We start from the raw sequence: 24,276 nt of genomic DNA, 5'->3' as shown, positions 1-24,276 counted from the left end.
GCGCACGGGCGGCGGAGCCGCACGGCAGTTAACACGAACGAACCAACGGTGTTGCCGGTCGCAACACGGCACCCGATACATTCGAAGTCATCGACCGCATCGGCCGGCCCCGCAACGACGCGCCCCCGCCTCTCGTCGAATCCCGCCTCTCGTCGAACCTCCGCTTCCCCCTCCAGGAGAATTCATGCGCACCACCCTTCCCGGCCGCGTCGCGATCGCCGCGCTCACCCTCACGGCCGCCCTCGGTCTCGCCGCATGCAGTAGTTCCGGCTCTGGCGGCGGCGACGTCTCCGACGCCGACGTCGCCGCCGGCATCGAGTACGCCCGCGCCCAGCTCGCGAAGTACGCGGCCGACCCGGAGTTCACCCTCGAGGCCGAGCCCTTCCCGATGCGGAACATCGCCGGCAAGACGATCTTCGCGATCCCCACCAACAGCGGGAACCCCTACAACGTCGCCGTCGACGAGGAATCGAAGAAGGTCGCCGAACGCTACGGCGCCACCTGGATCGAATACACCAACCAGGGCCAGCCCGCCCAGTGGGCCACCGGCGTCGAACAGGCCGTCAACCAGAGGGTCGACTTGATCATCCTCTCCCAGGGCATCGACGCCTCCCTCATCAAGCCGGCCCTCGAAAAGGCCGAGACGGCAAATATTCCCGTGCTGCTCACCCACACCATCCTGCGCGGGGAGTCGCTGCCCGCCGGCCTCGAGGGGCTCGTCGACGCCACCACCGACGCCCCGCTCGCCGAGGCCAACCGCCTCACCGTCGACTGGATGATCGATCAGACCGACGGCGAGGGCAACGCCCTGATCATCACCTCCAACGAGGTCCCGCCCGCCAAGGCCGAGGTCGCGGCGATGGAGGACGAGATCGCGCAGTACTGCCCCCGGTGCGAATACAAGATCGTCAACGTGCCCGTCGCCGAGTGGGCCACCAAGATCCAGTCCGAGGTGCAGTCCGCCCTCTCCGCCGACCCCACCATCAACTTCGTCCTGCCCATCTACGATTCGATGTCGCTCTATGCCCAGTCCGGCATCAAGGCCGCCGGCAAGACCGGCCAGGTCGAGATCTCCTCCGTCAACGGCACCCCCGCCGTGCTGAAGATCCAGCAGGACGACGGCATCGTCACCATGAACGTCGGCGAATCCATCCCGTGGCTCGCCTGGGCCACCATGGACCAGGCCGGCCGCCTGCTCCTGGGCTACGACCCCGTCCCGGACGGTGCCCAGCAGACCCCGCTCAAGCTCATCACCGCCGACAACATCGACGAGACCGGCACCCCGCCGCAGCCCGACAAGGGCTACGGCACCGCCTACGTCACCGGCTACGAGGCCCTGTGGGGGTCCAGTGAGCAGCCCTGACCCCATCGTCAACATCGTCGGCCTGTCCAAGACCTTCGGCAGCCACACCGTCCTGAAGGATGTCGGCCTGACGATCCACGCCGGCGAGGTGCACGGCCTGCTCGGCGAGAACGGCTCCGGCAAGTCCACCCTCATCAAGGTCCTTGCCGGGTTCCACGCCCCCGACCCCGGTGCCGCCCTCCAGGTCCGCGGCCGCGACGTGCCCCTGCCCGTCCCGGCCGGCGGGTTCCGCGAACTCGGCATCAGCTTCGTCCACCAGGACCTCGCCCTCGTACCCGACCTGTCGGTGGTGGAGAACCTGCGCGTCGGGCCCGTCGTCGCCGGATCGAGGCCGTGGATCTCGTGGCGGCGCGAGAAGGGCACCGCCCGAGCGCTGTTCGACCGCTTCGGCCTCGACGTCGACCCGGATGCGCCGGTGTCGAGCCTCGGCGAGACCGACCGCGCACTCGTCGCGATCCTGCGGGCCGTGGAGGAACTCGGCGACCACCGCACCCTCCTCGTCCTCGACGAGCCGACCGTCTTCCTGCCCCGCGAGGGCACCGACCTGCTGTTCTCCGTCGTCCGCGAGATCGTCGTCGACAAGAAGGCCGCGGTCCTGTTCGTCTCCCACGACCTCGACGAGGTGCTCGACCACACCGACCGCGTCACCGTCCTGCGCGACGGCGTCTCCCAGGGCACCCACCGCACCCGCGACCTCACCGCCGTCTCGCTCATCGATCTCATCGTCGGCCGCAGCCTCGACTCCGCCGACCCCCGCGTCGCCGGTCCCGTCCGCGACTTCGACGACGCGGCGCCGCTCGCCCGGATCGAGGAACTCGAGACCGCGACCGTCGACGGGATCGGCTTCGACGTGCGGTCCGGCGAGATCGTCGGCCTCACCGGCATCGCCGGCTCCGGCTACGATGACGTGCTGCCCGCCGTTTACGGGGCCCGACCGGCCCGCGGGGGACGGTTGACGATCGGCCCCGACACCGTTGCGCTGCTGACGATCACCCCGATCGACGCGCTCGGTCGCAAGGTGGTGTACGTGCCGCCGGACCGCAAGGTGGAGGGCAGCGCGCCGGAGCTGACCGTCGCCGAGAACGTCACCCTGCCGATCCTCGGCGCGGGCCTGGTCAAACCGGGCGCGCTCAGGGTCGCCGCCGCGTCCCTCGCCGAACGCTGCGACGTGCGGCCCCGCGACCCGCAGGCCGTCTACGGTTCCCTCTCCGGCGGCAACCAGCAGAAGGCCCTGCTCGGCAAGTGGCTCCAGACCGACCCGGCGCTGGTGCTGCTCGCCGAACCCACCCAGGGCGTGGACATCGGTGCCCGCGCCCGCATCTTCGAGATGCTCCGCGAGACGGCGCGCGGGGGAGCGGGCATCGTCGTCGCCAGCTCCGACTACGAGCAGCTGTCGGTGCTGTGCGACCGCGTCCTCGTCTTCTCCCGCGGCCACATCGTCGCCGAACTCACCGGCGACCACCTTTCCAAGCACCACATCTCGGACAGCGTCCTCGGACTGACCCGACAGGAAGTGAAAGCCTGATGTCCGTCACCCTCGACAAGACCACCACCACGAAAACCCCCGCACCCGTTACGGACTTCGCCCGGCCGCGCGTCGCGCTCGGCCCGCTGGTCGAGAAGTACGCGCTCGTGCTGGCCCTCGTCGCCGTCGTGCTCGTGTTCAGCGCGCTGCGCCCCGAGATCTACCCGACCGCGAACAACCTGCAGAACATCCTCGGCTCCCAGGCCGTGCTGCTCATCCTCGCCCTCGGGCTGATCGTGCCGCTCACCGCCGGCGAGTTCGACCTCTCGGCCGTGTCCACCATGTCCCTCGCCGCGATGACCATCGCGGTGCTCAACGTCCAGCAGGGCTGGTCGCTGCTGCCGGCCATCGGCGTCGCCGTGCTCGTCGCGCTGTTCGTCGGCGTCGTGAACGCCGTGCTCGTCGTCCGGCTGCACATCGACTCGTTCATCGCGACGCTCGGCAGCGGCACCGTCGTCCTCGGCGTGGTGCAGTGGATCTCCGACTCCACCTCCGTCACCGGCATCGACGCCGCGCTCGTCGACGCGACCATCGGCACCCGCCTGTTCGGGGTGTCGCTGCAGTTCTACTACGCCCTCGCCCTCGTCCTGCTCACCGCGGTGATCTTCCAGTACACGCCGATCGGGCGCCGGCTGCTGTTCGTCGGGCGCGGACCGCAGGTCGCGCGGCTCAGCGGCCTGCACGTCGACCGCATCCGCGGCGGCGCGCTCGTCACCTCCGCGCTCGTCGCGGCCCTGGCCGGCATCGTCTACGCCGGCATGCTCGGCGGCGCCGACCCGTCGTCCGGGCAGTCGTTCATGCTGCCGGCGTTCGCCGCCGCATTCCTCGGCGCCACCGCGATCGTGCCCGGCCGCTTCAACGCCTTCGGCACCCTCGTCGCGGTGTACTTCCTCGTCGCCGGGGTCGTCGGGCTGCAGATGCTCGGCGTCGCCAGCTTCGTCCAGCAACTGTTCTACGGCGGCGCACTCGTCGTCGCCGTCGCCCTCTCCGGTGCGGTCCGTCGTCGCACCGCCTCCCGATCCGCGCGGTGAGCGCCCGACCGAAAGACACCCGCCATGAAGACCACCGTCGTCGCCGGCAACCCCAAGCCCGGCTCCCGCACCCTCGACGCCGCCACCCTCCTGGCCACCGAGCTCACCGGCGCCGCACCGGACCACGTCGTCGACGTGATCACCCTCGGACCCGGCCTGCTCGGCTGGGGCGACGACGCCGTCAAGGCGGCGGTGGACACCGTCGCCGCCTCGGACCTCGTGGTCGTCGCCAGCCCCACGTTCAAGGCCACCTACACCGGCATCCTCAAGCTCTTCCTCGACCAGTTCGCCACCGGCGACGGCCTGCGCGATGTCACCGCCGTGCCGCTCATGCTCGGTGCCGGCCCGGCCCACGCCCTGGCCCCGGACCTGCTGCTCGAGCCGGTCCTCGTCGAACTCGGTGCCACCACCCCGGCGCCGGGTCTGTACCTGCTCGACTCCACCTACACCACCGACACGCGGATCGCGGACTACGCCCAGCGCTGGGCGCCGGTCCTGCGCTCCACTCTCCGGACGGAGGCCCGATGACCACCCTGACCCTCGACGGCGCCGCGCTGCGTCGCGCCTTCGCCCACGTCCCGTCCGGGGTCGTCGCGATCTGCGCCGACACCGGCACCGAACGCCTCGGCATGGCCGCGAGCACGTTCGTGCCGGTGTCGTTGGATCCACCGCTGGTGGCGTTCTGCGTGCAGAACACCTCCAGCACATGGCCGAAGCTCGCGGCACGGCCGCGACTGGGCATCAGCGTCCTGAACTCCGACGGTGCCGCCCGGGTGCTCGCGGCCAAGGACGGCGACCGGTTCGCCGGCCTCGACACCGAAACCCGGGACGGGGGAGCGCTGTTCGTCGCCGGCTGCGGGGTCCGGATGGACGTGTCGATCGAGCAGCAGGTTCCCGCCGGCGATCACGCCATCGTCGTGCTGCGGGTCCGCGAACTGCACTGCGACGATTCCGGCACCGAGCCGATCGTGTTCCACCGCAGCGCCTTCCGCAGGCTGGTGGCGTCGTGAGCCGGGTGGAGGCGGCGCTGGCCGTACTGCGCGCGGGGCGGCCCGTCCTCGTCGCCGACGACGCCGACCGCGAGAACGAGGGTGACGTGATCCTCGCCGCCCACCATGCGAGTCCGGAGTGGATCGCGTGGACCGTGCGGCACACCTCGGGCCTGCTGTGCGCGCCGATGACCGGGGCCCGCGCCGACGCCCTGGACCTGCCGGCGATGGTGACCGACAACCAGGACCCGAAGCAGACCGCGTACACGGTGACCGTCGACGCCGCGCGCGGGGTGAGCACCGGCATCAGCGCCGCCGACCGCGCCACCACGCTGCGGGTGCTCGCCGACCCCACCGCCACCGCCCGGGACCTGATCCGGCCCGGGCACATCCTGCCGCTGCGCGCCCGGCCCGGCGGTGTGCTCGAGCGTCCCGGTCACACCGAGGCCGCCGTCGACCTGTGCGCGCTCGCCGGGCTGCCCCAGGTCGGGGTGATCGCCGAACTCGTCGCCGACGACGGGTCCATGATGCGCATGCCCGGCATCGAGGACCTCGGCGCCCGGCACGACCTGCCCGTCCTCACCGTCGCGGAGCTGATCAACTACCGCGCCGCGCACCCGCTGCCCGCAACCGTGGTGCCGGCCGGGAGGGTGATCCGCGCCGACGAGACCGTGATGCCGACCCGGTTCGGCACCTTCCGTGCCGTCGGCTACCTGGACCGGCACACCGGTGCCGAGCACCTGGCGCTGCTCGCCGGCGACCCGGTCGACGGGGCGCTGGTGCGGGTGCATTCGGAGTGCCTGACCGGGGAGTCGTTCGCCTCCCAGCGCTGCGAATGCGGCCCGCAGCTCGACGCCGCCCTCGAGCGTCTCGCCCACGAGGGCGGGGTGCTGGTGTATCTGCGCGGGCACGAGGGCCGTGGCATCGGACTGCTGAAGAAGCTGGCCGCCTACCGGCTGCAGGACGGCGGCCTGGACACCGTGCAGGCCAATCTGGAACTGGACGAACCCGCCGACGGCCGCGAATACGGCGGTGCCGCCGCGATCCTGCACGACCTCGGTGTGCGGTCGGTGCGGCTGCTCACCAACAACCCGGCCAAGATCTCCGGGCTCGAGGACAACGGCATCGTCGTGTCGGGGCGGGTGCCGCTGCACGTGGGCAGTGCCCCGGCGAACGTGCGGTATCTGGAGACGAAGCGGCGGCGGATGGGGCATCTGCTGCCCGCGGCGGAGGGGTGAGCCTGCGCGGGCGGGCGCCATCTCGGATCCGCGCAGATCGCAGTCATCCGCGCTGACAATTGCCGAGGCGGATGACTGACGGGCGCGTGTGCGCCCGGTGATCAGCGGGGTCTCGACTCGACGTCGTCGAGGACGGCGACGATGCGGCCGACGGTGTCGTCGAGGCCGACGCACCACTGCGACTCCGGAAGCGGTGCGCTGCTGTCGCGGAAGTGGATTCGCCCGACCATCAGAACGCCGTACGACGTCTCCACGCTCATGCCGCAGCTGTAAGGGCGGGACGGATCGATCTTGAGGAGTGCTCGTCGACCGGCGAACTCCGTAGGGACGGCGTAGTCGGCTGTCTTCTCCTGTTCCACTTCGAAAGTGAAGTTGGCGGAGAGGACCGAAAGGCCGTAGCGGTCCAGGACGCCGGGGATGTGCAGCGTGCCGTCGAATTGGCATCCCAGCATCGTGTAGTGCGTTGCAGGGAAATCCGAGAATCGCCTCGACGTCGGGTTGTATCCGGCAGCTGCCACGACGTCGTCGGGAAGGTCGAGACAGGGATCGAACGCCACGTGCGGGCGATCTGATTCGTCGACGATTCGAGGTACACGGGTCGGGGCCGCGGCCGCGGTTGTCGGTTCCGCGGGAGTGGGTCTAGGTCCCTCGCATGCTGTGAGCACTGCGACAAGTACGAGCGCCGACATCGCAGAGTCGAGTGCGCGGCGACTCACCGCTGTGCCTCGCGCATGTCGCCGATCTTCTGTGTCCAGTCGTACTCGGCATCAAGGAAACCCTCGCCGCCGGCGGCAAACGTCTCGCGCATCTCCTTCAACACGGAATGGAATTGCTCGAGCCTCTCGTAGAGAGAAGCGGGTGTGCCGCGGGCCTTCAGTATGAACCCGGTGCGAAGGTCCTCGGCGGATTTGAAGCCGCCGAAACTCGGCGCGTCCGCCAGCTCGTAGGCGTCGTTTGCCGCCTTCTTGAGCGATTCCAGCATGGTGTCGCAGATGGCGACGATGTCCTCGATGGTGTGCGGTTCAAGGCGCAGTCGATCTGTCACGGATTCCCCCTCGGTCCATGGACGAGGCACTGTAGCGCATCGACGGAGGGGCGTACGTCACTGCTCGGACCCGTGCGAAGGGCAACGGACAGGCGGGGAACGACCGCGGGCTTGCACCTGCTGTGTGATGCAGGCACCCGCTGCAGCGAGCTGGAACGGGTGCCTGCATCTCGGAACGGGTGCAAGCCGGCTGACTCGGTCCGCGTTGCTGCGGGTGATCCGTCGGATTGTCGGCAGCTGGTCATCCGGCAGTCGCATACAGCGCGGGTCCTTCTGTGTAAGGTGCATCGGGCAGGTAGGGGAAACAGGGGGCAACTGCATGGGGGAGAGCGTTTTCGTCGTGCCGGAAGAACTCCGGTTGCTTGCAGCAAGGACTGCGGACGCCGGTGCCGCACTGGAGAAATGCACCGACAGGTCGGAAGTCGGGGATCTGCTTTCCGGATCGTGTACCGCGATTGCATGTGAAGAGGTGTGGACAGCCGTGGTCGCATCGATGTCCCGATTGGCCGCTCGTCTGCGCGACGTGGCGATGAGGGCTGATGCTGCTGCGAATTCGTATTCGGAGGTGGATCGTGCGTCGGCCGACGCATTGCGCGACCTGCGGGGCAGAGTGTGAGTCCGGCGACGAGAGAGCAGGCCCAACGCTGGGACACCGCTTCGCTGGTCGTGATCGCAGCTGCATGGGAGGAACTTTGTGACGAAATCGACCGGCGTAAGCGCGACGTGGAGCGCGACTTCGACGACTCGCACCGGTTTTGGCGAGGAGCAGCCGGCGATCACGAACGCACCAGGATGCAGCGATTCGTGGATGCGGCGAATCGCGCGGCAGGAGCTCTCGAACGTTGTGTCGATGTTGCTCACCGCGGAGCCTCGAGCATCGAGGCCGCGCGATCGTACGTAGTGCATGCCATCGCGTTGGCGGAATGTGAGGGGTTTCGGGTTGCGAACGATGGGCGCGTCGTGGCGGTCGATATGGCCGGAGCATCCACAGAAGTCGCGAGCCGACACGAGACGGAAATTGCCCGCGCGTTGACCGTATTGGGCGACGAAGACGCTCGGGTTGCGTCGGCGATGCGCAGAGCGCTCGAGTCGCTCTCCGCGATGCAATCGGACGAGGTTCGATTTCCCACGGACGTGGTTCTCGCCGGACCCACGCCTGCCCCAGGGGGAGACTCCGGCGATGAGCGGCGGGCGGATGCCGCTGGTGCGTTCGAGCGAGTCACGGGTCGGCTCCCGCTCGATCCGGTGGACTGGGAGACGGCGTACATCCTTGTGGCGAACAGCTATGCCGAGAAGTACGCGGGAGTCGGGCCGGAGGTCGTCGCAGGTCGGATCGAACCCGTGCCGGGTCAGGGCGTAGTCCGGATCGGGCTCTACATCCCGTCCGAAACGGTGGTGAACCTGCCGCAGGATCTGGGTGACCATCGGTCCGGGGATCCCCGATTCGACGTCGAGGACACACGAGTCGCGATCTACGTCGACTACGAGAACGGCATGGTGATCGCCCGTCAGAATCCTTCGGCGTCGGTCGACGGTGACGTACGGGTGGGTGTGCCGACCGTAGACGTCCAGCAGGCGACCGACGGTGCCGTTCGGATCCAGTACCACGCGAGAAACCCTCTCGCTCCGGATGTGTCGACGCCAACGCATACGGTCAACGGTGACATCGTGGTATCGCCGCGGCCGGAAGGAATTGCTGTCGACGGTGTGATCACGGATTACCCGGCGCTCGAGGTCTATCGGGATACGCCCATGGGCGGTACGGAAACTGTCACGATCGACCCTGCCGACAGTGGCAGCGAATACGGTCCGCTCATCAACCTTCCGTTCCATCATTCGATCGGGGTCGGAACGGAAGCGTTCGAGCGTTTCAGGTCTGCGTACGCTCAGTTGCTGCCTTACGAGGCGGGGACACGTCCGGATGCGGATCCGCACCAGCCCACGCGGCTCGGTGGTACGGAGGATCCGCCTCGTGTGGTGGTCGTCCGATGATTCGGCCGGTCCTCCCGCCTGGGCTTTCGCAACGGCTCGATCGGATCGGCTTCTGGGAGGCCGCCACGTGGTCCCTGCCGTTTGCCGCAGCCGGCGGAGCGTCGATGTTCGTCGGGATTGTCGCCGCGATCGGCATGATCGACTATCGGGCGAACCCGACGGAAGGGTGGATCCTCGCTGTCGTCGCCGCACTCATGGGTGCCGTCGCTGCCGTGCTGGCGCGCTCACGCGCCGAACGTGACCGCGGCATTGCGCTCGGAGTCGGTGGGGCCGCGGTAGTTCTCTGTGTCGTGTGGTTGTTGTCGTGGTGAGCCGTGAGTCGTGGTGGACCAATCGCATCGACTGGTTCGGCCCGGAGAGCTTCGTCGGGGCGCTGTGCGGACTGGGGTGCGTGGCGTCGGTCCCTCTCGGCATTGCCGGCGGCGACGCAGCGTGGCCGTACCTCGGTCCACTCGTCGGTGGGGGATTGCTGACGGCGTTCCGCGGGCCGGTCCGTCGATTCGGCACGGGGTTGGCCATCTCCAGCGTCACGGTCCCGTCGCTGCTGGTCGGTGTCCTGTTGTTCGGTGGGGCGGCGGCGGCGTTTCGATGAACGGCGGGCCCGGGCGGAGGGCATGTCTGGGCGGTCCCGTCGCCGTGATCCCCGTATGCTGCGGTAATGCCGGAGATTCGAGTCCTGGACACCGAAGCCGAGCTGCTGACGGCGGCGAAGCTGTTCCGTACCGCGATGATCGGGATGCCGGCGCCGAATCCGCTCGAGCCGGGACAGATCCTCACCCAGCGCGAACAGGGCCGCACCCTCGGGGCGTTCGTCGACGGACAGATGGTCGGCACGGTGGAGTCGGCGTCGAGTGGCATGGTGCTGCCCGGCGGCCGGCGGGTTCCGCACGCCGCCGTGACGCACGTCGGCGTGCTGCCCACGCACACGCGGCGGGGTGTGCTCTCGGCGTTGATGCGTCGTCAGCTGAGCGATGCCCAGGACCGGGGTGAGGTGGTGACGTCGCTGCGGGCCTCCGAGGCGACGATCTACGGCCGCTTCGGGTACGGCGTCGCCACGACGACGCACACCGTCGAGCTCGACGTGCGGCGGGCGGTGCTGCGTCCGTCGGTGAGCGAGGGCGAACCGGTGCGGCTCGTCGATCCGCACCACGCGTGGGACCTGCTGTCGCGCATTGCCGACGCCAATCCGTCGTCGCGGCCCGGAAGCATCGATCGCATCCCGCCGTGGTGGCGGTCGCAGGAGCACCGGATCGTCGGGGACCGCGAGCCCCGGTACGTCGCGGTGCACGGTGAGCCGGGCGCGGAGACGGGCTTTGCCCGGTACCGGCCGATCGGCACCGACATGTGGTTCGGCAGCCGGGATCGGACGGTCGTCGTCGAGGACTTCTTCGCCCCGACCCGCACCGCCTACCTGGGACTGCTCCGGTTCCTGCTGAACCTCGATCTGGTCGACACGTTCGTCTTCGCCGCGCTCCCGCAGGACGATCCGCTGCCGTGGCTGCTGACGGACTCGCGCGCGGTGCGCTTGCGCAGTGCCGGCGACGAGACGTGGCTGCGCATCGTCGACGTGCCAGCCGCGCTGCGTGCGCGGACCTTCGCCGGCACCGGAGAGGTGCGGCTGGCCGTGATCGACGAGCATCTCCCGGAGAACACCGGGACCTATCGGATCTCGGCGGCGGGGGCCGAGCGGGTGGACGAGCCGGCGCAGCTCGAGGTGGAGGTGTCCGCGCTCGCCGCGACGCTGCTCGGCGGGACGCGGTGGCATCAGCTGGAGGTCGCCGGCCTGGTGCGGGTGCTCGACGACGAGGCGCTCCCGGTGGTCGAGCAGCTGTTCGCGACGGCATCGGCGCCGTTCGCCGGCGTCATGTTCTGATCCCGCCCGGGCGCAGTGTCGTGGTCAGCTCGCACCGCTCTGCGCGCGACGCTTCCGGACACGCTTGACGATCGCGTAGCCGAGGAACAGGACGACGGCGGCGATCACGATGTTCTGGAACACCGACGCGTACGGCTCGACCCGCGCCCAGTTCGCTCCCAGCCCGTAGCCGGCGAGGACGAAGATCGTGTTCCAGACGAGGCTGCCGGCGGTGGTGAACAGCACGAATCGCCACGCGGGCATGCGGGTGACGCCGGCGGGGATGGAGATGAGGCTGCGGAACAGCGGGACCATGCGGCCGAAGAACACGGCCTTGCTGCCGTGCCGCTCGAACCATGCGGTGGTGCGGTCGAGGTCCGCGACGTCGACGAGGGGGAGCCTGTCGACGATCCGGCGGATGCGGTCCGGTCCGACGCCGCGCCCGGCCGCGTAGAGGCCGAGGGCGCCGGCGAGCGAGCCGAGGGTGGTCCAGAACAGCGCCCCGAAGAGGGTGAAGCTGCCCAGGCTCGCGGCGAACCCGGCCAGCGGCAGGATGACCTCGCTGGGCAGCGGCGGGAAGAAGTTCTCCAGCGCGATCGCGATCCCCGCTCCGACGCCGCCGAGCCGGTCCATGAGGGACAGCGCCCAGCCGGCGAGGCCCTCGGTCGGGACGGCGGCGTCGGCCGGTATGGCGGCGAGGAGTGGTGCAGTCACCTCACCCACGATAACGGCGGATCACGCCGGATCCGGCCGACGTGAGGGCCGCCACGGCCTCGTCCCGGTCAGGATCCGGCGAGCGCGGCCTGCAGCTTCTGCACCACGGCGGGGGCGGGGTTCTGGTTCTGGGCATTGGGGATGTCGCTGTTGACGGCCACGAGGATGATGTCCTGGGTGTTCTTGTCGTAGCCGAAGTAGGTGTTGAAACCGGGCAGCTCGCCGGTGTGGCTGAGCCAGCCGTCGGCGTCGCCGAGCCCGAGCCCGTACGCCGCGGTCGCGGTGTTCGGTGGCAGCCCGTACAGGAACGACGACATGCGCACGTCCTGGGTCTGCTGGTCGTAGAGCCCCTCGCCGGTGCCGATGGCCTTCGCCCAGATCTGCAGGTCGTCGAGGGTGGAGATCATCGCCCCGGCGGCCCATGCCCACGAGGGATCCCAGTTGGTGGGGTCGGTGGTCTGTCCCTCCGGCTGGCCCTGCTCGGTGATGCCTTCGAGGTGGGGGGAGGGGATCTCGGCGGTGTCGGGGAAGGAGGTCTCCCGCATCCCGAGCGGCTCGATGATCTTCCCGGTGATGTAGTCGCCCAGGCTCTGCCCGCTGACCTGCTCGACGACCAGGCCGAGGGCGATGAGGTTCGAGTTCGAGTACTCCCACTTCTCCCCGGGCGGGAAGTTCGGCGGCGCTCCGCGCACGATGTCGAGCAGCTGCTCGGGAGTCCAGGGCTTGGTCGGGTCGCCGAAGAGCTGGTTCTGGAAGTTCTCGTCGAAGGTGTAGCTGGGGATGCCGCTGGTCATGTCGGCGAGCTGGCGCAGGGTGGCGGTGTCGCCGTTGGGCAGGCCGGGCACGTACTTGCCGATGGGGTCGTCGAGCGACAGCTTGCCGTCCTGCATCAGCTGGAGCACCGCGGTGACGGTGAAGGTCTTGGTGATGCTGCCGATGCGGGTGTGGTCGGAGGCGGTCGGGGGCTCGGTGGAGTCCTGGCCTGCGGTCCCGGAACTGCCGGTCCACTCGTAGTCGGCGGTGATCACCCGCGCGACGACGCCGGGGAACTTGAAGTCGTTGCGCACGTCGTCGAGCGCGGTCTGGAACTTCTCGGCCTGGGCCGCGTCGGGCGCGCGGGTGGTCGTCGTCGCGGAGTCCTCGGTGCCGGTGTCGGAGCCGCAGGCGGCGGCCACCACCACGAATGCGCTCACGGCGAGGATCGAAAGACGGCGCATCGCAGCTCCCAGGGTCGGCAGGATGACAACATCATCGGACCTCAGTGTGAACCCTGCACCGGCGCAGCGCGTGCTGTTCGATCATGAAAGCGGCGGCGGGCGCTCAGTTCGGTGCGGAGAAGAGGCCGGAGTAGTCGTACGGTCCGTGACGCCGGGTGTCCGCCTCGAGGTCGGCGGTGGTGTCCGGCTCGGCGGGCTTGCCGGGCTGAAGGAAGATCGGGTACTCGTGGTGCTGCATGGTGTCCTGTTCTGTGGAGCGATCGGGGAGGGAAGGGTCAGTGGTCGCCGGGCGCATCGGCGACTGTTCGCATGATTTCGTAGGCGCGGTCCGGATCGGTGTGGGGATCGACGAGCGTCAGCGCGATCCGCGTGTCGTTCTCGCCGAACAGATACATCAGGTTCGCCGGCTGTCCGGGAATCGGACCGGTGATCTCGATGTCGTCGACGTCGTCGATGCGTCGCTGAGCGGAGCTGACCGCATTCCATTCGAACGCGATCCGTGCGACGGACCCGAGCCGCGGGGCGAGTGCCGAGATCAGGTCGTGCAGCTCCGAGGTGATGTTCGAGGTCCAGGGAAACCATGCGCCGTCGACGGACGACGTGGGCGCCCCGGCAGGTCGCAGCAGCAGCCGCGGGGTGCGTGTGGGCTCGGGGAACGGCTGCGTTCCCGCCCGTGCCGGCGCATCCCGGCGGGTGCCGGGATGTGGAGGCGGTGTGTGCGTCACAGGACGCTCCTTGGTCGGCCGCGAATCAGCCGGAAAGATGTTCCAATCGGGGCCCATCGAGCGGGAGGCTCGACGCGAGATGCCCATCGATACCCGAAGCCTACAGGGTGGGGCCGGGAAGGGGCGAATGTGCAGCGGGTCGCACACCCGATCGAACCGCGGGGTGCGGGTGCCGGCGGTAATCTCACGGAGTGGACGAGTTGAACGAGAACGGCGAGCCGTTCGAACTCGCGTCGGACGGCCAGGTCGACGTCACCCCGGAGATCGACGAAATCGGCGAGCTGCTGCGCAAGTCGGGCCGCGAGAACCTGGTCGCCGACGTCGACGAACCGTGGCGGCACGGGTATCCGTACGACACGAAGATGACGCGGCGGCAGTACGAGGCCCGCAAACGCCGGCTGCAGATCGAACTGCTCAAGCTGCAGGCCTGGGTCAAGGAGTACGACGAGAAGATCGTCATCATCTTCGAGGGCCGCGACGCGGCCGGCAAGGGTGGGGCGATCAAGCGGTTCACCGAGCACCTCAATCCCCGCGGCGCGCGGGTGATGGCGCTCGAGAAGCCCACCGAGCGCGAACGCACGCAGTGGTACTTCCAGCGCTACGTCGAGCACCTGCCGGCGGGTGGGGAGATCGTGCTGATGGACCGGTCCTGGTACAACCGGGCCGGCGTCGAACGGGTGATGGGCTACTGCACCCCGAACGAGTATCGCGAATTCACCCGCTCCGCACCGGAATTCGAGCGGATGCTGGTGCAGTCGGGGATCCATCTGGTCAAGTTCTGGTTCTCGGTGGGCCGCGAGGAGCAGCACGCGCGGTTCGTCGCGCGCAGCACCGATCCGGTCAAGCAGTGGAAACTCTCGCCGACGGACCTCGCGAGCCTCGACAAGTGGGACGCGTACACGGAGGCGAAGGAGGCGATGCTGTTCTACACCGACACCCCGCACGCGCCGTGGACCATCGTCAAGGCGAACGACAAGAAGCGCTCGCGGATCGAGGCCATGAAGTGGGTGCTGCACCGCTTCGACTACACCGGCAAGGATCCGCGCGTGGTCCGCACCCCGGATCCGCTGATCATCGGCTCGCCCGAGACGGTGTACGACGAGGGGGAGCGCCCCTCGGAGTCCTTTCCGACGATGTGATCTGCGCCCGGCGACCGCCCGCGCCGTTTCGGGGTGCGGGAGACCGGGTACTGCGAGAGGGCCGAACCGGCGGATGCCGGCCGACATCGAAAGGACGTCACACCGTGGGAAGTCCGGATGAGCGCGATGAGCGCGAAGAGCCCGTGGAGGCCACCGACCGCCCCGCCCCGGTCACCCGGGAAGACCTGGAGAACCTGGTGGACGACATGGAGAAGCGGGTCGAGTCCGAGCGCGAGGAGGAGGGCGTCGAGGGCAGCGTCTCGGACCGCGAGGAGCAGAAGCCGATCGTGACGGGCGACGAGGCGCCGGACTGACCGGGCCGTGTCGTCACCGACCGGGAGCCGCCGATGCCCGATGCCATGACATGACCCGTGCCTTCGTCCTGCTGCCGGGGGCCGGCTCGGACTCGTGGTACTGGCACCGGGTGGTGCCGCTGCTGCGCGAGCGTGGGCACGAGGTCGTCCCAGTCGACCTGCCGTACACCGATCCCGGCGCCGACCAGTACGCGTACGCGGACGTCGTGGTGGCGGCCGGCCGGGACGTCGCGCGGCCGCCGACCCTGGTGGCGCAGTCGATGTCCGCGTTCACCGCGGCGATCGCCGCCGAGCGGATGCCCGTCGACGGGCTGATCCTGGTGGCCCCGATGATCCCGGCGCCGGGCGAGTCGCCGGGGCAGTGGTGGTCGGCGGTAGGGCAGGCCGAGGCGAAGCGCGCGCAGGACGTCGCCGAGGGGCGCGATCCGGACGCGCCGCTGGATCCGCGCGGGCTGTTCTTCCACGACGTGCCCGCCGACGTGGTCGACGAGGCCTTCGCGCACGAGCAGCCGGGCATGTCGGAGGCGGCGTTCGAGCCGGCGTGGCGGGCGCCGCGGTGGCCGGACGTGCCGGTGCGGGTGATCGCGGGCCGTCACGATCGGTTGTTCCCGTTGCCGCTGATCGAGCGCCTCGCTCGCGAGCGGCTGGGCGTGGAGCCCGAGGTGATCGACAGCGGGCACCTGCCCGCCCTCGCCTGCCCGGCGGAACTGGCGTCGCTGCTGCTGCGGGAGTGAGGATCCGCCGCCGGACGCGTTACCGGCTTCCGCTGCGGGACTTGCCGTTCGACGTGGCCGTCTCCTGGCCGCCGGTGAACTGCGCCGCCACCGCGGCGGGCATCGCCTCATAGCGCAGGTGCATCCGGGCGAACTCGGCGGTGCCCTGGGTGAGCGATCGCAGATCGACCGGGTAGCGGGCGAGTTCGAGCTCGGGGACCTCCGCGCGCAGCAGGGTCCTGCCCGGCTCGGCGCTCTCGGTGCCGAGGACCCGGCCGCGCCGGGCGGACAGGTCGCCGAGGACGGCGCCGAGATACTCCTCGGGCAGGATCACCCGCACCGCAGCGACGGGTTCGAGCAGCTTGACCTCGGTGTGGGTGGCGGCGTCGCGCAGCGCCAGCCCGGCCGCGGTCTGGAACGCGGCGTCGGAGGAGTCCACCGAGTGTGCCTTGCCGTCGACGAGGGTGACGCGGACGTCGATGAGCGGGTTTCCGGTGGCCACACCCTTGGCGGCCTGCGCACGCACGCCCTTCTCGACGGACGGGAAGAACTGCCTGGGCACGGCGCCGCCGACGACGCGTTCGGCGAATTCGATGCCGCCGCCGATGGGCAGCGGTTCGACCTCGACGTCGCACACCGCGTACTGGCCGTGGCCGCCGGACTGTTTGACGAGGCGGCCGTGGCCCTTGGCGGGGGCCGCGAACGTCTCGCGCAGCGCCACCCGGTACGGGACGGCGTCGACGTTCACGCCGTGGCGGGTGCGCAGCCGGTCGAGGACGACCTCGGCGTGGGCCTCGCCCGTGCACCACAGCACCAGTTGGTGGGTGTCGGGGTTCTGCTCGAGACGCAGGGCGGGGTCCTCGGCGGTCAGCCGGGAGAGGGCCTGCGAGAGCTTGTCGTCGTCGCTGCGGCTGTGGGCCTCGACGGCCACGGGCAGCAGCGGCTCGGGCAGCGGCCAGCGGTCCAGCAGGGTCGATGCCCCCGCTTCGGAGAGGGTGTCGCCGGGCTGGGCGGTGACGAGCTTGGCGATGCACACCAGATCGCCGGCGACGGCCTCGGGCACCGGTCGCTGTTGCCGGCCGAACGGGCTGGTGAGGGTCGCGACGCGCTCGGTGGTGTCGTCGCCGGCGGACCCGGCCAGCCGGATCGTCGTGTCGGGGCGCAGCGTTCCGGAGAACACCCGCACCAGGCTGATGCGCCCGACGTAGGCGTCCCCGGCGACACGGATCACCTGCGCCGTCAACGGCGCCGCGGGATCGGCGGCGGGGGCGGGCGGGCGACGGTGGGTGGGGTCGGGGAAGGCCATCGCGACGAGATCGAGCAGTTCGGCGGCGCCGACCCCGTAGTCGGTGGTGGCGAGAGCGGGATGCAGTGCACAGTCGACGATCTCGTGCCGCAGCCCCTCGTCGAGGGATTCGGTGTCGAGGGTCTCGCCGGCGAGGTAGCGCTCCATGAGCGTGTCGTCCTGGCCGGAGATCGCCTCGACGAGGCTCTCGCGCGCGGCGCCGGTGTCCGGCACGGCGGCGGGATGGCCGTAGCCGCGGCCGGTGAGCAGATCGATCGAGCCGCACGGGCGGCCGCCGTCGAAGACCGGCACGTATACGGGGCGCAGGGTGTCCGGCCCGAGGTCGAAGGCGTCGTGACAGGCGGTGAGCATCTCGTCGAAGTCCGTGCGGGCGACGTCGAGCTTGGAGACGACGATGGCGCGCGGGATCGCGGTCTCGGCGCATTCGCGCCACAGGGTGCGGGTGGCGGCGGAGATGGGATCTGTTGCGGAGACGACGAATACAGCCGCGTCGGCGGCGTGCAGTCCCGCGCGGACCTCGGCGTCGAAGTCCGGATGCCCGGGGGTGTCGATGATGTTGATCTTCACGCCGTTCCACTCGAGCGGCAGCACGGCCAGTTGCACCGAGCGGCGGTGCTGCTGCTCGATCGCCTCGTAGTCGGAGACGGTGGTGCCGTCGGCGGTGCGTCCGGCGCGGCCCACGGCACCGGCGGCCAGGGCCAGGGATTCGGCGAGGGTGGTCTTGCCGACCCCGCTGCAACCGACGAGGACGACGTTGCGGATCTGTGCGGGGCGCTCGACGGCGGGCGCCCGTTCGGTGCGTGCGGCAGAGCGGTCGGGCATCGGCGACTCCTCCCGTGGCCTGTGCCAAGTGTAGGAGGCGGTTCCGCCGCCGTGGCGTCTTTCGGGATCGGCGGCGGTCCGAAAAGACGCCACGGGGGCGATGCTCGAGCTACTCTCAACCTGAACTTGAGGTTTAGGGAGGCCCTCGTGGTTGATGTTCAGCGCCCGGCACTCGTCCGCCTGTTCACGGCCGGGACGGCCCTCGCCGCCGTCTCCGTGCTGGGGGCGGGGGTCGCCGTCGCGGCACCCGGCACCGGGTCGAATTCCGGCTCGTCGGTGCCGGCGGCCTTCCAGGAGGACCCCGGCCCCCTGCCGGAGCTGCGGGACATCGCGACACCGGCCATCGGGGGGGAGACCCCGATCTCCGAACGCGCCGTGCGGCTGACCGTCGCGAGCCCCGCCCTGCGCCGCGACGTGGGCGTCGAGGTCCTGCTGCCCGCCGACAACTCGGCCCCGCGCCCCACCGTGTACCTGCTCGACGGGGTCAGCGCCCGCAACTACACCAGCGGCTGGATGAACATCGGCGGCGCGCCCGCCTTCTTCGCCGACAAGAACGTCTACGTCGTCATGCCCAACGGCGGCCGCGGCAGCCTCTACAGCGACTGGCAGCAGTCCGACCCCAAGCTCGGCCTGAACAAGTGGGAAACCTTCCTCACCGAGGAGCTTCCGCCGCTGCTCGCCGCGCGGCTGAACAGCAACGGGGTCAACGCGATCGCCGGGAACTCGATGGGTGGGCAGGCGGCCATGATGCTCGCCCACCGGCACCCCGAGCTCTACCGGGGCGTCGCCGCCTTCAGCGGCTGCTACTCGACGGGCGACCTGCTCGGCAGCGCCGTCGTGCAGACCAGCACCTCGTCGCAGGGCGGCGACGTCGTGAACATGTGGGGCCCGCCCGGCAGCCGGGAGTGGGCCGAGCACGACACCGTCGCGCACGCCGAGAACCTCGCCGGCAAGGAGCTCTACCTGTCCGCCGCGACGGGCGTGCCCGGTCCCCACGAGACGCCCGAGACCCCGGACCTGGCGCGCACCCTCGTCGCCGGCGGCATCCTCGAGGCCGGCTCGCGGATGTGCACCCAGCGGCTCGAGGAACGCCTCGGCGCCCTGAAGATCCCCGTCACCGTCACCTACGAACCCGTCGGCGTGCACGCCTGGGGCTACTGGCGCGACCAGCTGCCCAAGGCGTGGCCGACGCTCCAGCGCGCCCTGGAGACCCGGCCCTGACGCGCCGCGACGGGGCCGGACCCGCTTCCCGCGGCCCGTCGGGGACGCGTCGTACGCTGCGTGTGAAGCACATCACTCGGCGGAGAAGGAACGATATGAACAACGTGCTCGACCGCACGAAGATCTACATCGGCGGCGAATGGGTGGACTCCGACGGCACCGGCCGGATCGACGTGATCGCCCCGGCCACCGAGGATGTCATCGCCGTCGTCGCCGAAGGCACGGCACAGGACGTGGACCGGGCCGTACGCGCGGCGCGGGCGGCGTTCCCGGCGTGGTCGGCGCTCACCGGCGCCGAACGCGGTGCCCACCTCGGCAAGGTCGCGGCCCTCATGGCCGAGCGCATCGACGATCTCGCCGCGCTGGTCTCCCGCGACATGGGCATGCCGGTGACGCTGGCCAAGCCGGTCCAGATCGGCATGCCGCTGAAGAACATCACCCGCTACGCCGAACTCGCCGCGACCTACGACTTCGACGCCGGCGAGGTGGGCAACGCCCTCATCGTGCGCGAGCCCATCGGTGTCGTCGGCGCCATCACGCCGTGGAACTACCCGCTGCACCAGGTGGTCCTGAAGGTGTTCGCCGCCCTCGCGGGTGGCTGCACCGTCGTGCTCAAGCCGACCGAGGTGGCGCCCCTGATCACCTACGCGCTCGTCGACATCTGCGACGAGGCGGGCCTGCCGCCCGGCGTGTTCAACCTCGTCAGCGGGTACGGGCCGGTGGTGGGGGAGGCCATCGCCGCGCATCCCGGCGTGGACATGGTCTCGTTCACCGGCTCCACCCGCGCCGGCAAGCGCGTCGCCGTCGTCGCCGCGGAGACGGTGAAGAAGGTGGCTCTCGAACTCGGCGGCAAGTCCGCCAACGTCATCCTCGACGACGCCGACCTGACCCGGGCCGTCACCGACGGCGTGGCCCAGTGCTTCCTGAACTCCGGGCAGACCTGTTCGGCACTGACCCGCATGCTCGTCCCCGCCGAGCGCATGAACGAGGTGGCCGCCCTCGCCGAGCAGGTCGCGCGGGCCTACACCGTCGGCGATCCTTCCGCGGCCACCACCCGGCTCGGCCCCCTGGTCAACGCCAACCAGTTCAAGCGCGTGCGGTCCTACATCGACCAGGGCATCGAGGAGGGCGCCGAACTGGTCCTCGACGGCCGCGAAACCGGCCTCGGCACCGGCTATTTCGTCGGGCCGACCGTGTTCGCGAACGTGACCGAGGACATGACGATCGCGCGCGAGGAGATCTTCGGTCCGGTCCTGTCGATCATCGGATACCGCGACGAGGACGACGCCGTGCGCATCGCCAACGACAGCGACTACGGGCTCTCCGGCGGGGTCTGGTCTGCCGATCGCGCCCGGGCCGAGCGGGTCGCACGACAGCTGCGCACCGGGCAGGTCTCCATCAACGGGGGCGCCTTCAACACCGACGCACCGTTCGGCGGTTACAAGCACTCCGGCGTCGGGCGCGAAGCCGGCGTCTTCGGTCTCGAAGAGTTCCTGGAGGTCAAGGCACTCCTGCGGTGACCGTATGGGGTACGTCACGTTCGGGGACCGCAGAACGATAGAAGGGAAAACGGCATCGGTTTCCCCGACTGGGAAAGCGCGGAGGGAGCGGACGATGTACATCATGCCGCCGGACCCGAGTGGCGGGTCCGCGGGCAACCTGGACGTTCCCCCGCGTGGCCTGCGTGAGGTCATGGAAGGCCAGCTCCCGGACCTCGCGGCCTGCGCGCGGCTGCTGTCCGTCGGTTCCGAGCGTGCGGCCGCGGTCTTCGACCGGGCGCTGGCGCGTGCGGTCGCGACGTGGCGGGGCCCGATCGGTCCCGAACTCTGCGCGTACGCCGTGTCGTGGTTCGTGTACCTGTTGCACGCCGAGACGCCCGCGCATCGGCGTGCGGAAGGCTGCGACGACGACGCCGTCCTGTTCTCGACGTTGCCGCCGCTCGAGCAGATCGCCCTCGTGCTCGGTGAGTTCGAGGAGCTGCCGCCGGCGGGCATCGCCGCCGTCGCCGGCCGCGCGTTCGCCGAGTTCGAGCTGGAGACGCCGCAGCCGGCCTGGGTGCGGGACGGCCTCCTGCACGCGAGGCGCTGACCGCCGTACCTGCGTTCGGGCGGCCACGGCTCTTCGGGTGGCAACGACGACGCGGCCCCCGCACCGATCCGGTGCGGGGGCCGCGCGAAGTCGTCGGGTCTAGGAGGACAGGCGGGTGCGTCCGAGGCGGAGCAGCGTCATCGCCAGGGTCTTGCCGTCGGCGCCGAGCTCGGCGAAACGGTCGAGGACCCGCATCTCGTGGTTCTGGGCCTGCCGCGCGGTCCCGGACTCCTTCGCAGCGATGCCCGCCCGGCGCGACAGCTCGCTGCGGCGCTCGATCGCCTCGAGGATCTGCGCATCGAGCGTCCCGATCTCGTCGAACAGTCGACCGAGGTCTTCCTGGGCCGAAACCACCTCGCGGGCGGACTCGAAGCCAGGCGAATCAAGCTGGACAGTCATGCAGATTCCTCCGGTCTCGTCTGGATCGTCGATGATTGTGTCGTTCCCGTCGGCGCCAGTGTTACTCATCCGTAGACAAGATTTTCGTGTCCCGCGTCCGGCGGCCGGCCAACACGAGTTGAACACCTTTTGAACTGGGCTTTATGTCCGTCCCGTGGCATTTGTGGCAATGGTCACACCGTCGAGTATCCGCCTCGTCGGGCCCCTCGGACGTAGGGTCGAAGGTCCCTTCTCCGCCGTGGACGCCCGCCCCGGCGCGTGTCGTGAACCACAATCCGCAGGCCCTGCGGTAGCGTTCCCCACCTACCGGCAACCGGTCGGGGCGGTGGGATCCCCGGCGCTTCCGGAAGGGGAACTCAGTGGGACGGGTGTTTTGTGCACGGCACCGATGAAGACGAGTCCGACGCCGTGCCGCTGATCCGCCCGGAGGAATGGCCGCCCCCGAAGTTCAGCGCCCGGGTCGCCGCCGCGATCGCCCTCGCCGGCGTCGTGATCCTCGTCTCGCTCTGGCGGGCCTGGGATGCCGGGCAGGCGGGAGCCTGGGCGGTGACCCGGTTCTTCCTCATCCTGTCCGGCCTGATGGCCCTCACGGCGCTCTTCGGATACGTGTACTGGCGTCCGCGCCGCGGCGACCCCGAGATCCGGTTCGTGGAGTCGCGGGGCCGCGGGGCCACCGAGATCCGCGCTTCCGGCGCCGTCTTCCACCTGATGGGGGCGATGACGACGAGCGCGGCGTTGCTCTCGCTCGGCGCGGCCGTCGAGATAGTCCTGTTCGACGACGGCGTTCCGTGGGTGAGTGTGCTGCTCGCCGCCTTCGGGCTGCCCTGCGCGGCGTTCGTCGCGGAGGTGCTGCGCGGGGGGATCCGCCGAGGGGCGCTGCTGCTGACCCCGGACGGGATCCGGCAACGCGGCTGGACCATCGAGTCGTACCTGCCGTGGGTCTCGGTGGCCGGGGTGCACGCCGTCCATCACGGATTCCCCGAGATCTGGGTGCTGGGCACGCCGGCCGCCGCCTGGGCGCGACGACGGACCAGCCGGCTGTTCCGCCTGGACCGGTTGCCCCGCGAACCGGTGATCGAGGTCGACTCCCGCAAGTTCGACGGCGACCCGGTGCTGCTGTATCGGATGCTCGACTTCTACGCGAGAAATCCGCAGGCCCGGGCGGAGCTCGGGTCGGCCGCGGCGGCCGAGCGCGTGCACCGGGGCGACCTGAGCGACCCGGCCTGACGGCTGCCCGTCTTGCGCCGCAGTGCCACCCGACTGTGTTGCGGCTCACTGCTCCGGTATCGTCTTGGGCAATAGATGGCACTCGGTGCCGTTCCTGCGAGAGATGGGACGTGAGATGAGCACTCCGGAACGGATCGTCATCGTCGACGGTGCGCGTACCCCGGTCGGCAGCTTCGGCGGCGCGTTCAAGGACGTACCGGCCCACGAACTCGGCGCGACCGCCGCGAAGGCGGCCCTGCAGCGCGCCGGCGTGGCGGCCGAGGACATCGACGAGGTCGTCATGGGCTGCATCGGGCAGGTCGGCCCGGATGCCTACAACGCGCGTCGGGTCGCGCTGGCGGCCGGGCTGCCGGTCTCGGTGCCGGCGTACACCGTCAACCGGCTGTGCGGCTCGGGCCTGCAGGCGATCTGGTCGGCGGCGATGCAGATGCGCTGGGGCGGGGTGGATCTGGCCCTGGCCGGCGGCGACGAGAACATGTCCCGCATGCCGTTCTACGACTTCGGCGCCCGCTCCGGCTACAAGCTGGGCGACCGCACCCTCGTCGACGGCACCGTCGGGATGCTCACCGACCCGTTCCACGGCATCCACATGGGCGTCACCGCCGAGAACGTCGCCCGCGAGTACGACATCAGCCGCGAGGCGCAGGACGAGTTCGCCGTCGAATCCCAGCGCCGCGCGGCCACCGACGCCGCCCGCGCCGCGTTCGCCGAGGAGATCACCCCCGTCGAGATCGGCGGCCGCAAGCCCACTGTCGTCACCACCGACGAGCATCCCAAGTCCGACACCACCGTCGAGACCCTCGCGAAGCTGCGCCCGGCATTTCAGAAGGACGGCACGGTCACCGCCGGCAACGCCTCGGGCATCAACGACGGCGCCGGCGTCGTCGTCCTCGCCCGCGAGTCCGTCGCGCAGGAACGGGACCTGGGTGGGCTCGCGGTGATCGAGTCCGTCGCCACCGCCGCGCTCGAGCCGGAGCTGATGGGCTACGCGCCGGTCCTCGCCCTGCAGAAGCTGTTCGAGCAGACCGGCACCACCCCGGCCGACATCGACACCGTCGAGCTGAACGAGGCGTTCGCCTCGCAGGCCGTCGCCGTGATCCGCGACGCCAAGCTCGACCCGGCCAAGACCAACCCGTACGGCGGGGCGATCGCCCTCGGCCACGCGGTCGGCGCGACCGGCGGCATCCTGACCCTGCGGGTGGCCAAGGACCTCGTGCGCCGCGACCTCGAACTCGGCATCGTCACCATGTGCATCGGCGGCGGCCAGGCCCTGGCCGCCCTGCTGCGCCGGGTGCGCTGAGCCGGGCCGCTCCGCGGCCGGTGCGTCCTTTGGGCTGCTGCAGCAGCCCAAAGGAC

The 24,276-nt window shown here is 70.2% G+C and carries 27 protein-coding genes; 19 read left to right on the top strand and 8 right to left on the bottom strand.

Annotation, left to right across the window (positions count from 1 at the left end; all coding sequences use genetic code 11):
- Positions 1-184: 184 nt before the first annotated feature.
- Genes A4U64_RS14980 through A4U64_RS14955 form a run of 6 tightly spaced genes read left to right on the top strand, consistent with a single transcriptional unit; the run spans position 185 to position 6,146 of the window.
- Positions 185-1,363, top strand: a complete 1,179-nt coding sequence (locus tag A4U64_RS14980) for a sugar ABC transporter substrate-binding protein (RefSeq protein ID WP_065922748.1) — start codon at positions 185-187, stop codon at positions 1,361-1,363.
- The gene (locus A4U64_RS14975) at positions 1,350-2,888 is read left to right on the top strand and encodes a sugar ABC transporter ATP-binding protein (RefSeq protein WP_065922747.1); all 1,539 of its coding nucleotides are present in this window, start codon (positions 1,350-1,352) and stop codon (positions 2,886-2,888) included. Before A4U64_RS14980 ends, A4U64_RS14975 begins: the two co-directional genes overlap by 14 nt.
- A complete protein-coding gene (locus A4U64_RS14970; protein WP_043797289.1) occupies positions 2,888-3,919 on the top strand; it encodes an ABC transporter permease in 1,032 nt (343 codons plus the stop codon). The genes A4U64_RS14975 and A4U64_RS14970 overlap by 1 nt, the downstream gene beginning before the upstream one ends.
- 24 nt (positions 3,920-3,943) lie before the next feature.
- Complete coding sequence (locus tag A4U64_RS14965; protein WP_065922746.1) at positions 3,944-4,447, top strand: NADPH-dependent FMN reductase; 504 nt, start codon at positions 3,944-3,946, stop codon at positions 4,445-4,447.
- Entirely contained in the window at positions 4,444-4,929 is a 486-nt protein-coding gene (locus tag A4U64_RS14960) for a flavin reductase family protein (protein ID WP_065922745.1), read from the top strand. The genes A4U64_RS14965 and A4U64_RS14960 overlap by 4 nt, the downstream gene beginning before the upstream one ends.
- Positions 4,926-6,146: a bifunctional 3,4-dihydroxy-2-butanone-4-phosphate synthase/GTP cyclohydrolase II gene (locus tag A4U64_RS14955; protein ID WP_065922744.1), complete on the top strand. Its 1,221-nt coding sequence runs from the start codon at positions 4,926-4,928 to the stop codon at positions 6,144-6,146. Before A4U64_RS14960 ends, A4U64_RS14955 begins: the two co-directional genes overlap by 4 nt.
- A gap of 101 nt (positions 6,147-6,247) precedes the next feature.
- Here A4U64_RS14955 and A4U64_RS14950 read toward each other — a convergent pair whose 3' ends face one another.
- Together A4U64_RS14950 and A4U64_RS14945 are read right to left on the bottom strand one after the other, a co-directional pair.
- The gene (locus A4U64_RS14950) at positions 6,248-6,835 is read right to left on the bottom strand and encodes a DUF3558 domain-containing protein (protein ID WP_065922743.1); all 588 of its coding nucleotides are present in this window, start codon (positions 6,833-6,835) and stop codon (positions 6,248-6,250) included.
- Between the two features lie 23 nt (positions 6,836-6,858).
- Positions 6,859-7,191: a hypothetical protein gene (locus A4U64_RS14945; RefSeq protein WP_065922742.1), complete on the bottom strand. Its 333-nt coding sequence runs from the start codon at positions 7,189-7,191 to the stop codon at positions 6,859-6,861.
- On the opposite strand from A4U64_RS14945, the gene A4U64_RS29230 reads away from it, so the two are divergent.
- The 5 genes from A4U64_RS29230 to A4U64_RS14925 all read left to right on the top strand — a co-directional run bounded on the left by A4U64_RS29230 (position 7,127) and on the right by A4U64_RS14925 (position 11,056).
- The gene (locus tag A4U64_RS29230) at positions 7,127-7,807 is read left to right on the top strand and encodes a type VII secretion target (protein WP_084648718.1); all 681 of its coding nucleotides are present in this window, start codon (positions 7,127-7,129) and stop codon (positions 7,805-7,807) included. The genes A4U64_RS14945 and A4U64_RS29230 overlap by 65 nt on opposite strands.
- Positions 7,804-9,183, top strand: a complete 1,380-nt coding sequence (locus A4U64_RS14940; protein ID WP_232334084.1) for a hypothetical protein — start codon at positions 7,804-7,806, stop codon at positions 9,181-9,183. The genes A4U64_RS29230 and A4U64_RS14940 overlap by 4 nt, the downstream gene beginning before the upstream one ends.
- 104 nt (positions 9,184-9,287) lie before the next feature.
- Complete coding sequence (locus A4U64_RS14935) at positions 9,288-9,494, top strand: hypothetical protein (RefSeq protein WP_232334083.1); 207 nt, start codon at positions 9,288-9,290, stop codon at positions 9,492-9,494.
- Entirely contained in the window at positions 9,488-9,775 is a 288-nt protein-coding gene (locus A4U64_RS14930; protein ID WP_232334082.1) for a hypothetical protein, read from the top strand. Before A4U64_RS14935 ends, A4U64_RS14930 begins: the two co-directional genes overlap by 7 nt.
- Positions 9,776-9,841: 66 nt before the next feature.
- Positions 9,842-11,056 carry a GNAT family N-acetyltransferase gene (locus A4U64_RS14925; protein WP_065922739.1) on the top strand — a complete coding sequence of 405 codons (1,215 nt, stop codon included), beginning with the start codon at positions 9,842-9,844 and terminating at the stop codon, positions 11,054-11,056.
- A gap of 24 nt (positions 11,057-11,080) precedes the next feature.
- On the opposite strand, the gene A4U64_RS14920 is transcribed toward A4U64_RS14925, so the two are convergent.
- From A4U64_RS14920 to A4U64_RS14910, 4 genes are all read right to left on the bottom strand, one after another.
- Positions 11,081-11,761: a DedA family protein gene (locus A4U64_RS14920; protein ID WP_044476109.1), complete on the bottom strand. Its 681-nt coding sequence runs from the start codon at positions 11,759-11,761 to the stop codon at positions 11,081-11,083.
- 56 nt (positions 11,762-11,817) lie between these two features.
- Positions 11,818-12,966: a serine hydrolase domain-containing protein gene (locus tag A4U64_RS14915; RefSeq protein ID WP_065922738.1), complete on the bottom strand. Its 1,149-nt coding sequence runs from the start codon at positions 12,964-12,966 to the stop codon at positions 11,818-11,820.
- 103 nt (positions 12,967-13,069) lie between these two features.
- Positions 13,070-13,204 (bottom strand): hypothetical protein, encoded by a 135-nt coding sequence (locus A4U64_RS29065; protein WP_006939481.1) that lies wholly within the window; start codon positions 13,202-13,204, stop codon positions 13,070-13,072.
- Between the two features lie 37 nt (positions 13,205-13,241).
- Complete coding sequence (locus A4U64_RS14910) at positions 13,242-13,691, bottom strand: DUF5994 family protein (RefSeq protein WP_006939480.1); 450 nt, start codon at positions 13,689-13,691, stop codon at positions 13,242-13,244.
- A gap of 191 nt (positions 13,692-13,882) precedes the next feature.
- On the opposite strand from A4U64_RS14910, the gene ppk2 reads away from it, so the two are divergent.
- The 3 genes from ppk2 (at position 13,883) to A4U64_RS14900 (ending at position 15,878) form a co-directional block, all read left to right on the top strand.
- Complete coding sequence (ppk2, locus tag A4U64_RS14905; RefSeq protein ID WP_006939479.1) at positions 13,883-14,830, top strand: polyphosphate kinase 2; 948 nt, start codon at positions 13,883-13,885, stop codon at positions 14,828-14,830.
- Positions 14,831-14,934: 104 nt separating this feature from the next.
- A complete protein-coding gene (locus A4U64_RS28235; protein ID WP_044476108.1) occupies positions 14,935-15,144 on the top strand; it encodes a hypothetical protein in 210 nt (69 codons plus the stop codon).
- Between the two features lie 50 nt (positions 15,145-15,194).
- Complete coding sequence (locus tag A4U64_RS14900) at positions 15,195-15,878, top strand: alpha/beta fold hydrolase (protein WP_065922737.1); 684 nt, start codon at positions 15,195-15,197, stop codon at positions 15,876-15,878.
- 19 nt (positions 15,879-15,897) lie between these two features.
- Here A4U64_RS14900 and A4U64_RS14895 read toward each other — a convergent pair whose 3' ends face one another.
- On the bottom strand, positions 15,898-17,985 hold the full coding sequence (locus tag A4U64_RS14895) for an elongation factor G-like protein EF-G2 (protein ID WP_065922736.1): 2,088 nt from the start codon (positions 17,983-17,985) through the stop codon (positions 15,898-15,900).
- A gap of 147 nt (positions 17,986-18,132) precedes the next feature.
- Here A4U64_RS14895 and A4U64_RS14890 point away from each other — a divergent pair, with 147 nt between their 5' ends.
- From A4U64_RS14890 to A4U64_RS14880, 3 genes are all read left to right on the top strand, one after another.
- Positions 18,133-19,206, top strand: a complete 1,074-nt coding sequence (locus A4U64_RS14890; RefSeq protein WP_065922735.1) for an alpha/beta hydrolase — start codon at positions 18,133-18,135, stop codon at positions 19,204-19,206.
- 95 nt (positions 19,207-19,301) lie between these two features.
- Positions 19,302-20,726, top strand: coding sequence for an aldehyde dehydrogenase family protein (locus tag A4U64_RS14885; protein ID WP_065922734.1), 1,425 nt, complete (start codon positions 19,302-19,304; stop codon positions 20,724-20,726).
- 94 nt (positions 20,727-20,820) lie between these two features.
- Complete coding sequence (locus A4U64_RS14880) at positions 20,821-21,294, top strand: hypothetical protein (protein WP_065922733.1); 474 nt, start codon at positions 20,821-20,823, stop codon at positions 21,292-21,294.
- 99 nt (positions 21,295-21,393) lie between these two features.
- On the opposite strand, the gene A4U64_RS14875 is transcribed toward A4U64_RS14880, so the two are convergent.
- Positions 21,394-21,693, bottom strand: a complete 300-nt coding sequence (locus tag A4U64_RS14875) for a chorismate mutase (RefSeq protein ID WP_006939464.1) — start codon at positions 21,691-21,693, stop codon at positions 21,394-21,396.
- Positions 21,694-22,068: 375 nt separating this feature from the next.
- Between A4U64_RS14875 and A4U64_RS14870 the strand changes: the two genes are divergently transcribed.
- Complete coding sequence (locus A4U64_RS14870; protein ID WP_006939462.1) at positions 22,069-22,920, top strand: hypothetical protein; 852 nt, start codon at positions 22,069-22,071, stop codon at positions 22,918-22,920.
- 115 nt (positions 22,921-23,035) lie between these two features.
- Positions 23,036-24,220 (top strand): thiolase family protein, encoded by a 1,185-nt coding sequence (locus tag A4U64_RS14865; RefSeq protein WP_065922732.1) that lies wholly within the window; start codon positions 23,036-23,038, stop codon positions 24,218-24,220.
- Positions 24,221-24,276: the final 56 nt, after the last annotated feature.

Origin of the sequence: Rhodococcus sp. WB1 (genome assembly GCF_001700945.1) — a bacterium.
Taxonomy (GTDB): domain Bacteria; phylum Actinomycetota; class Actinomycetes; order Mycobacteriales; family Mycobacteriaceae; genus Rhodococcus; species Rhodococcus aetherivorans.
This window is presented reverse-complemented; position numbering and strand designations above follow the sequence as displayed.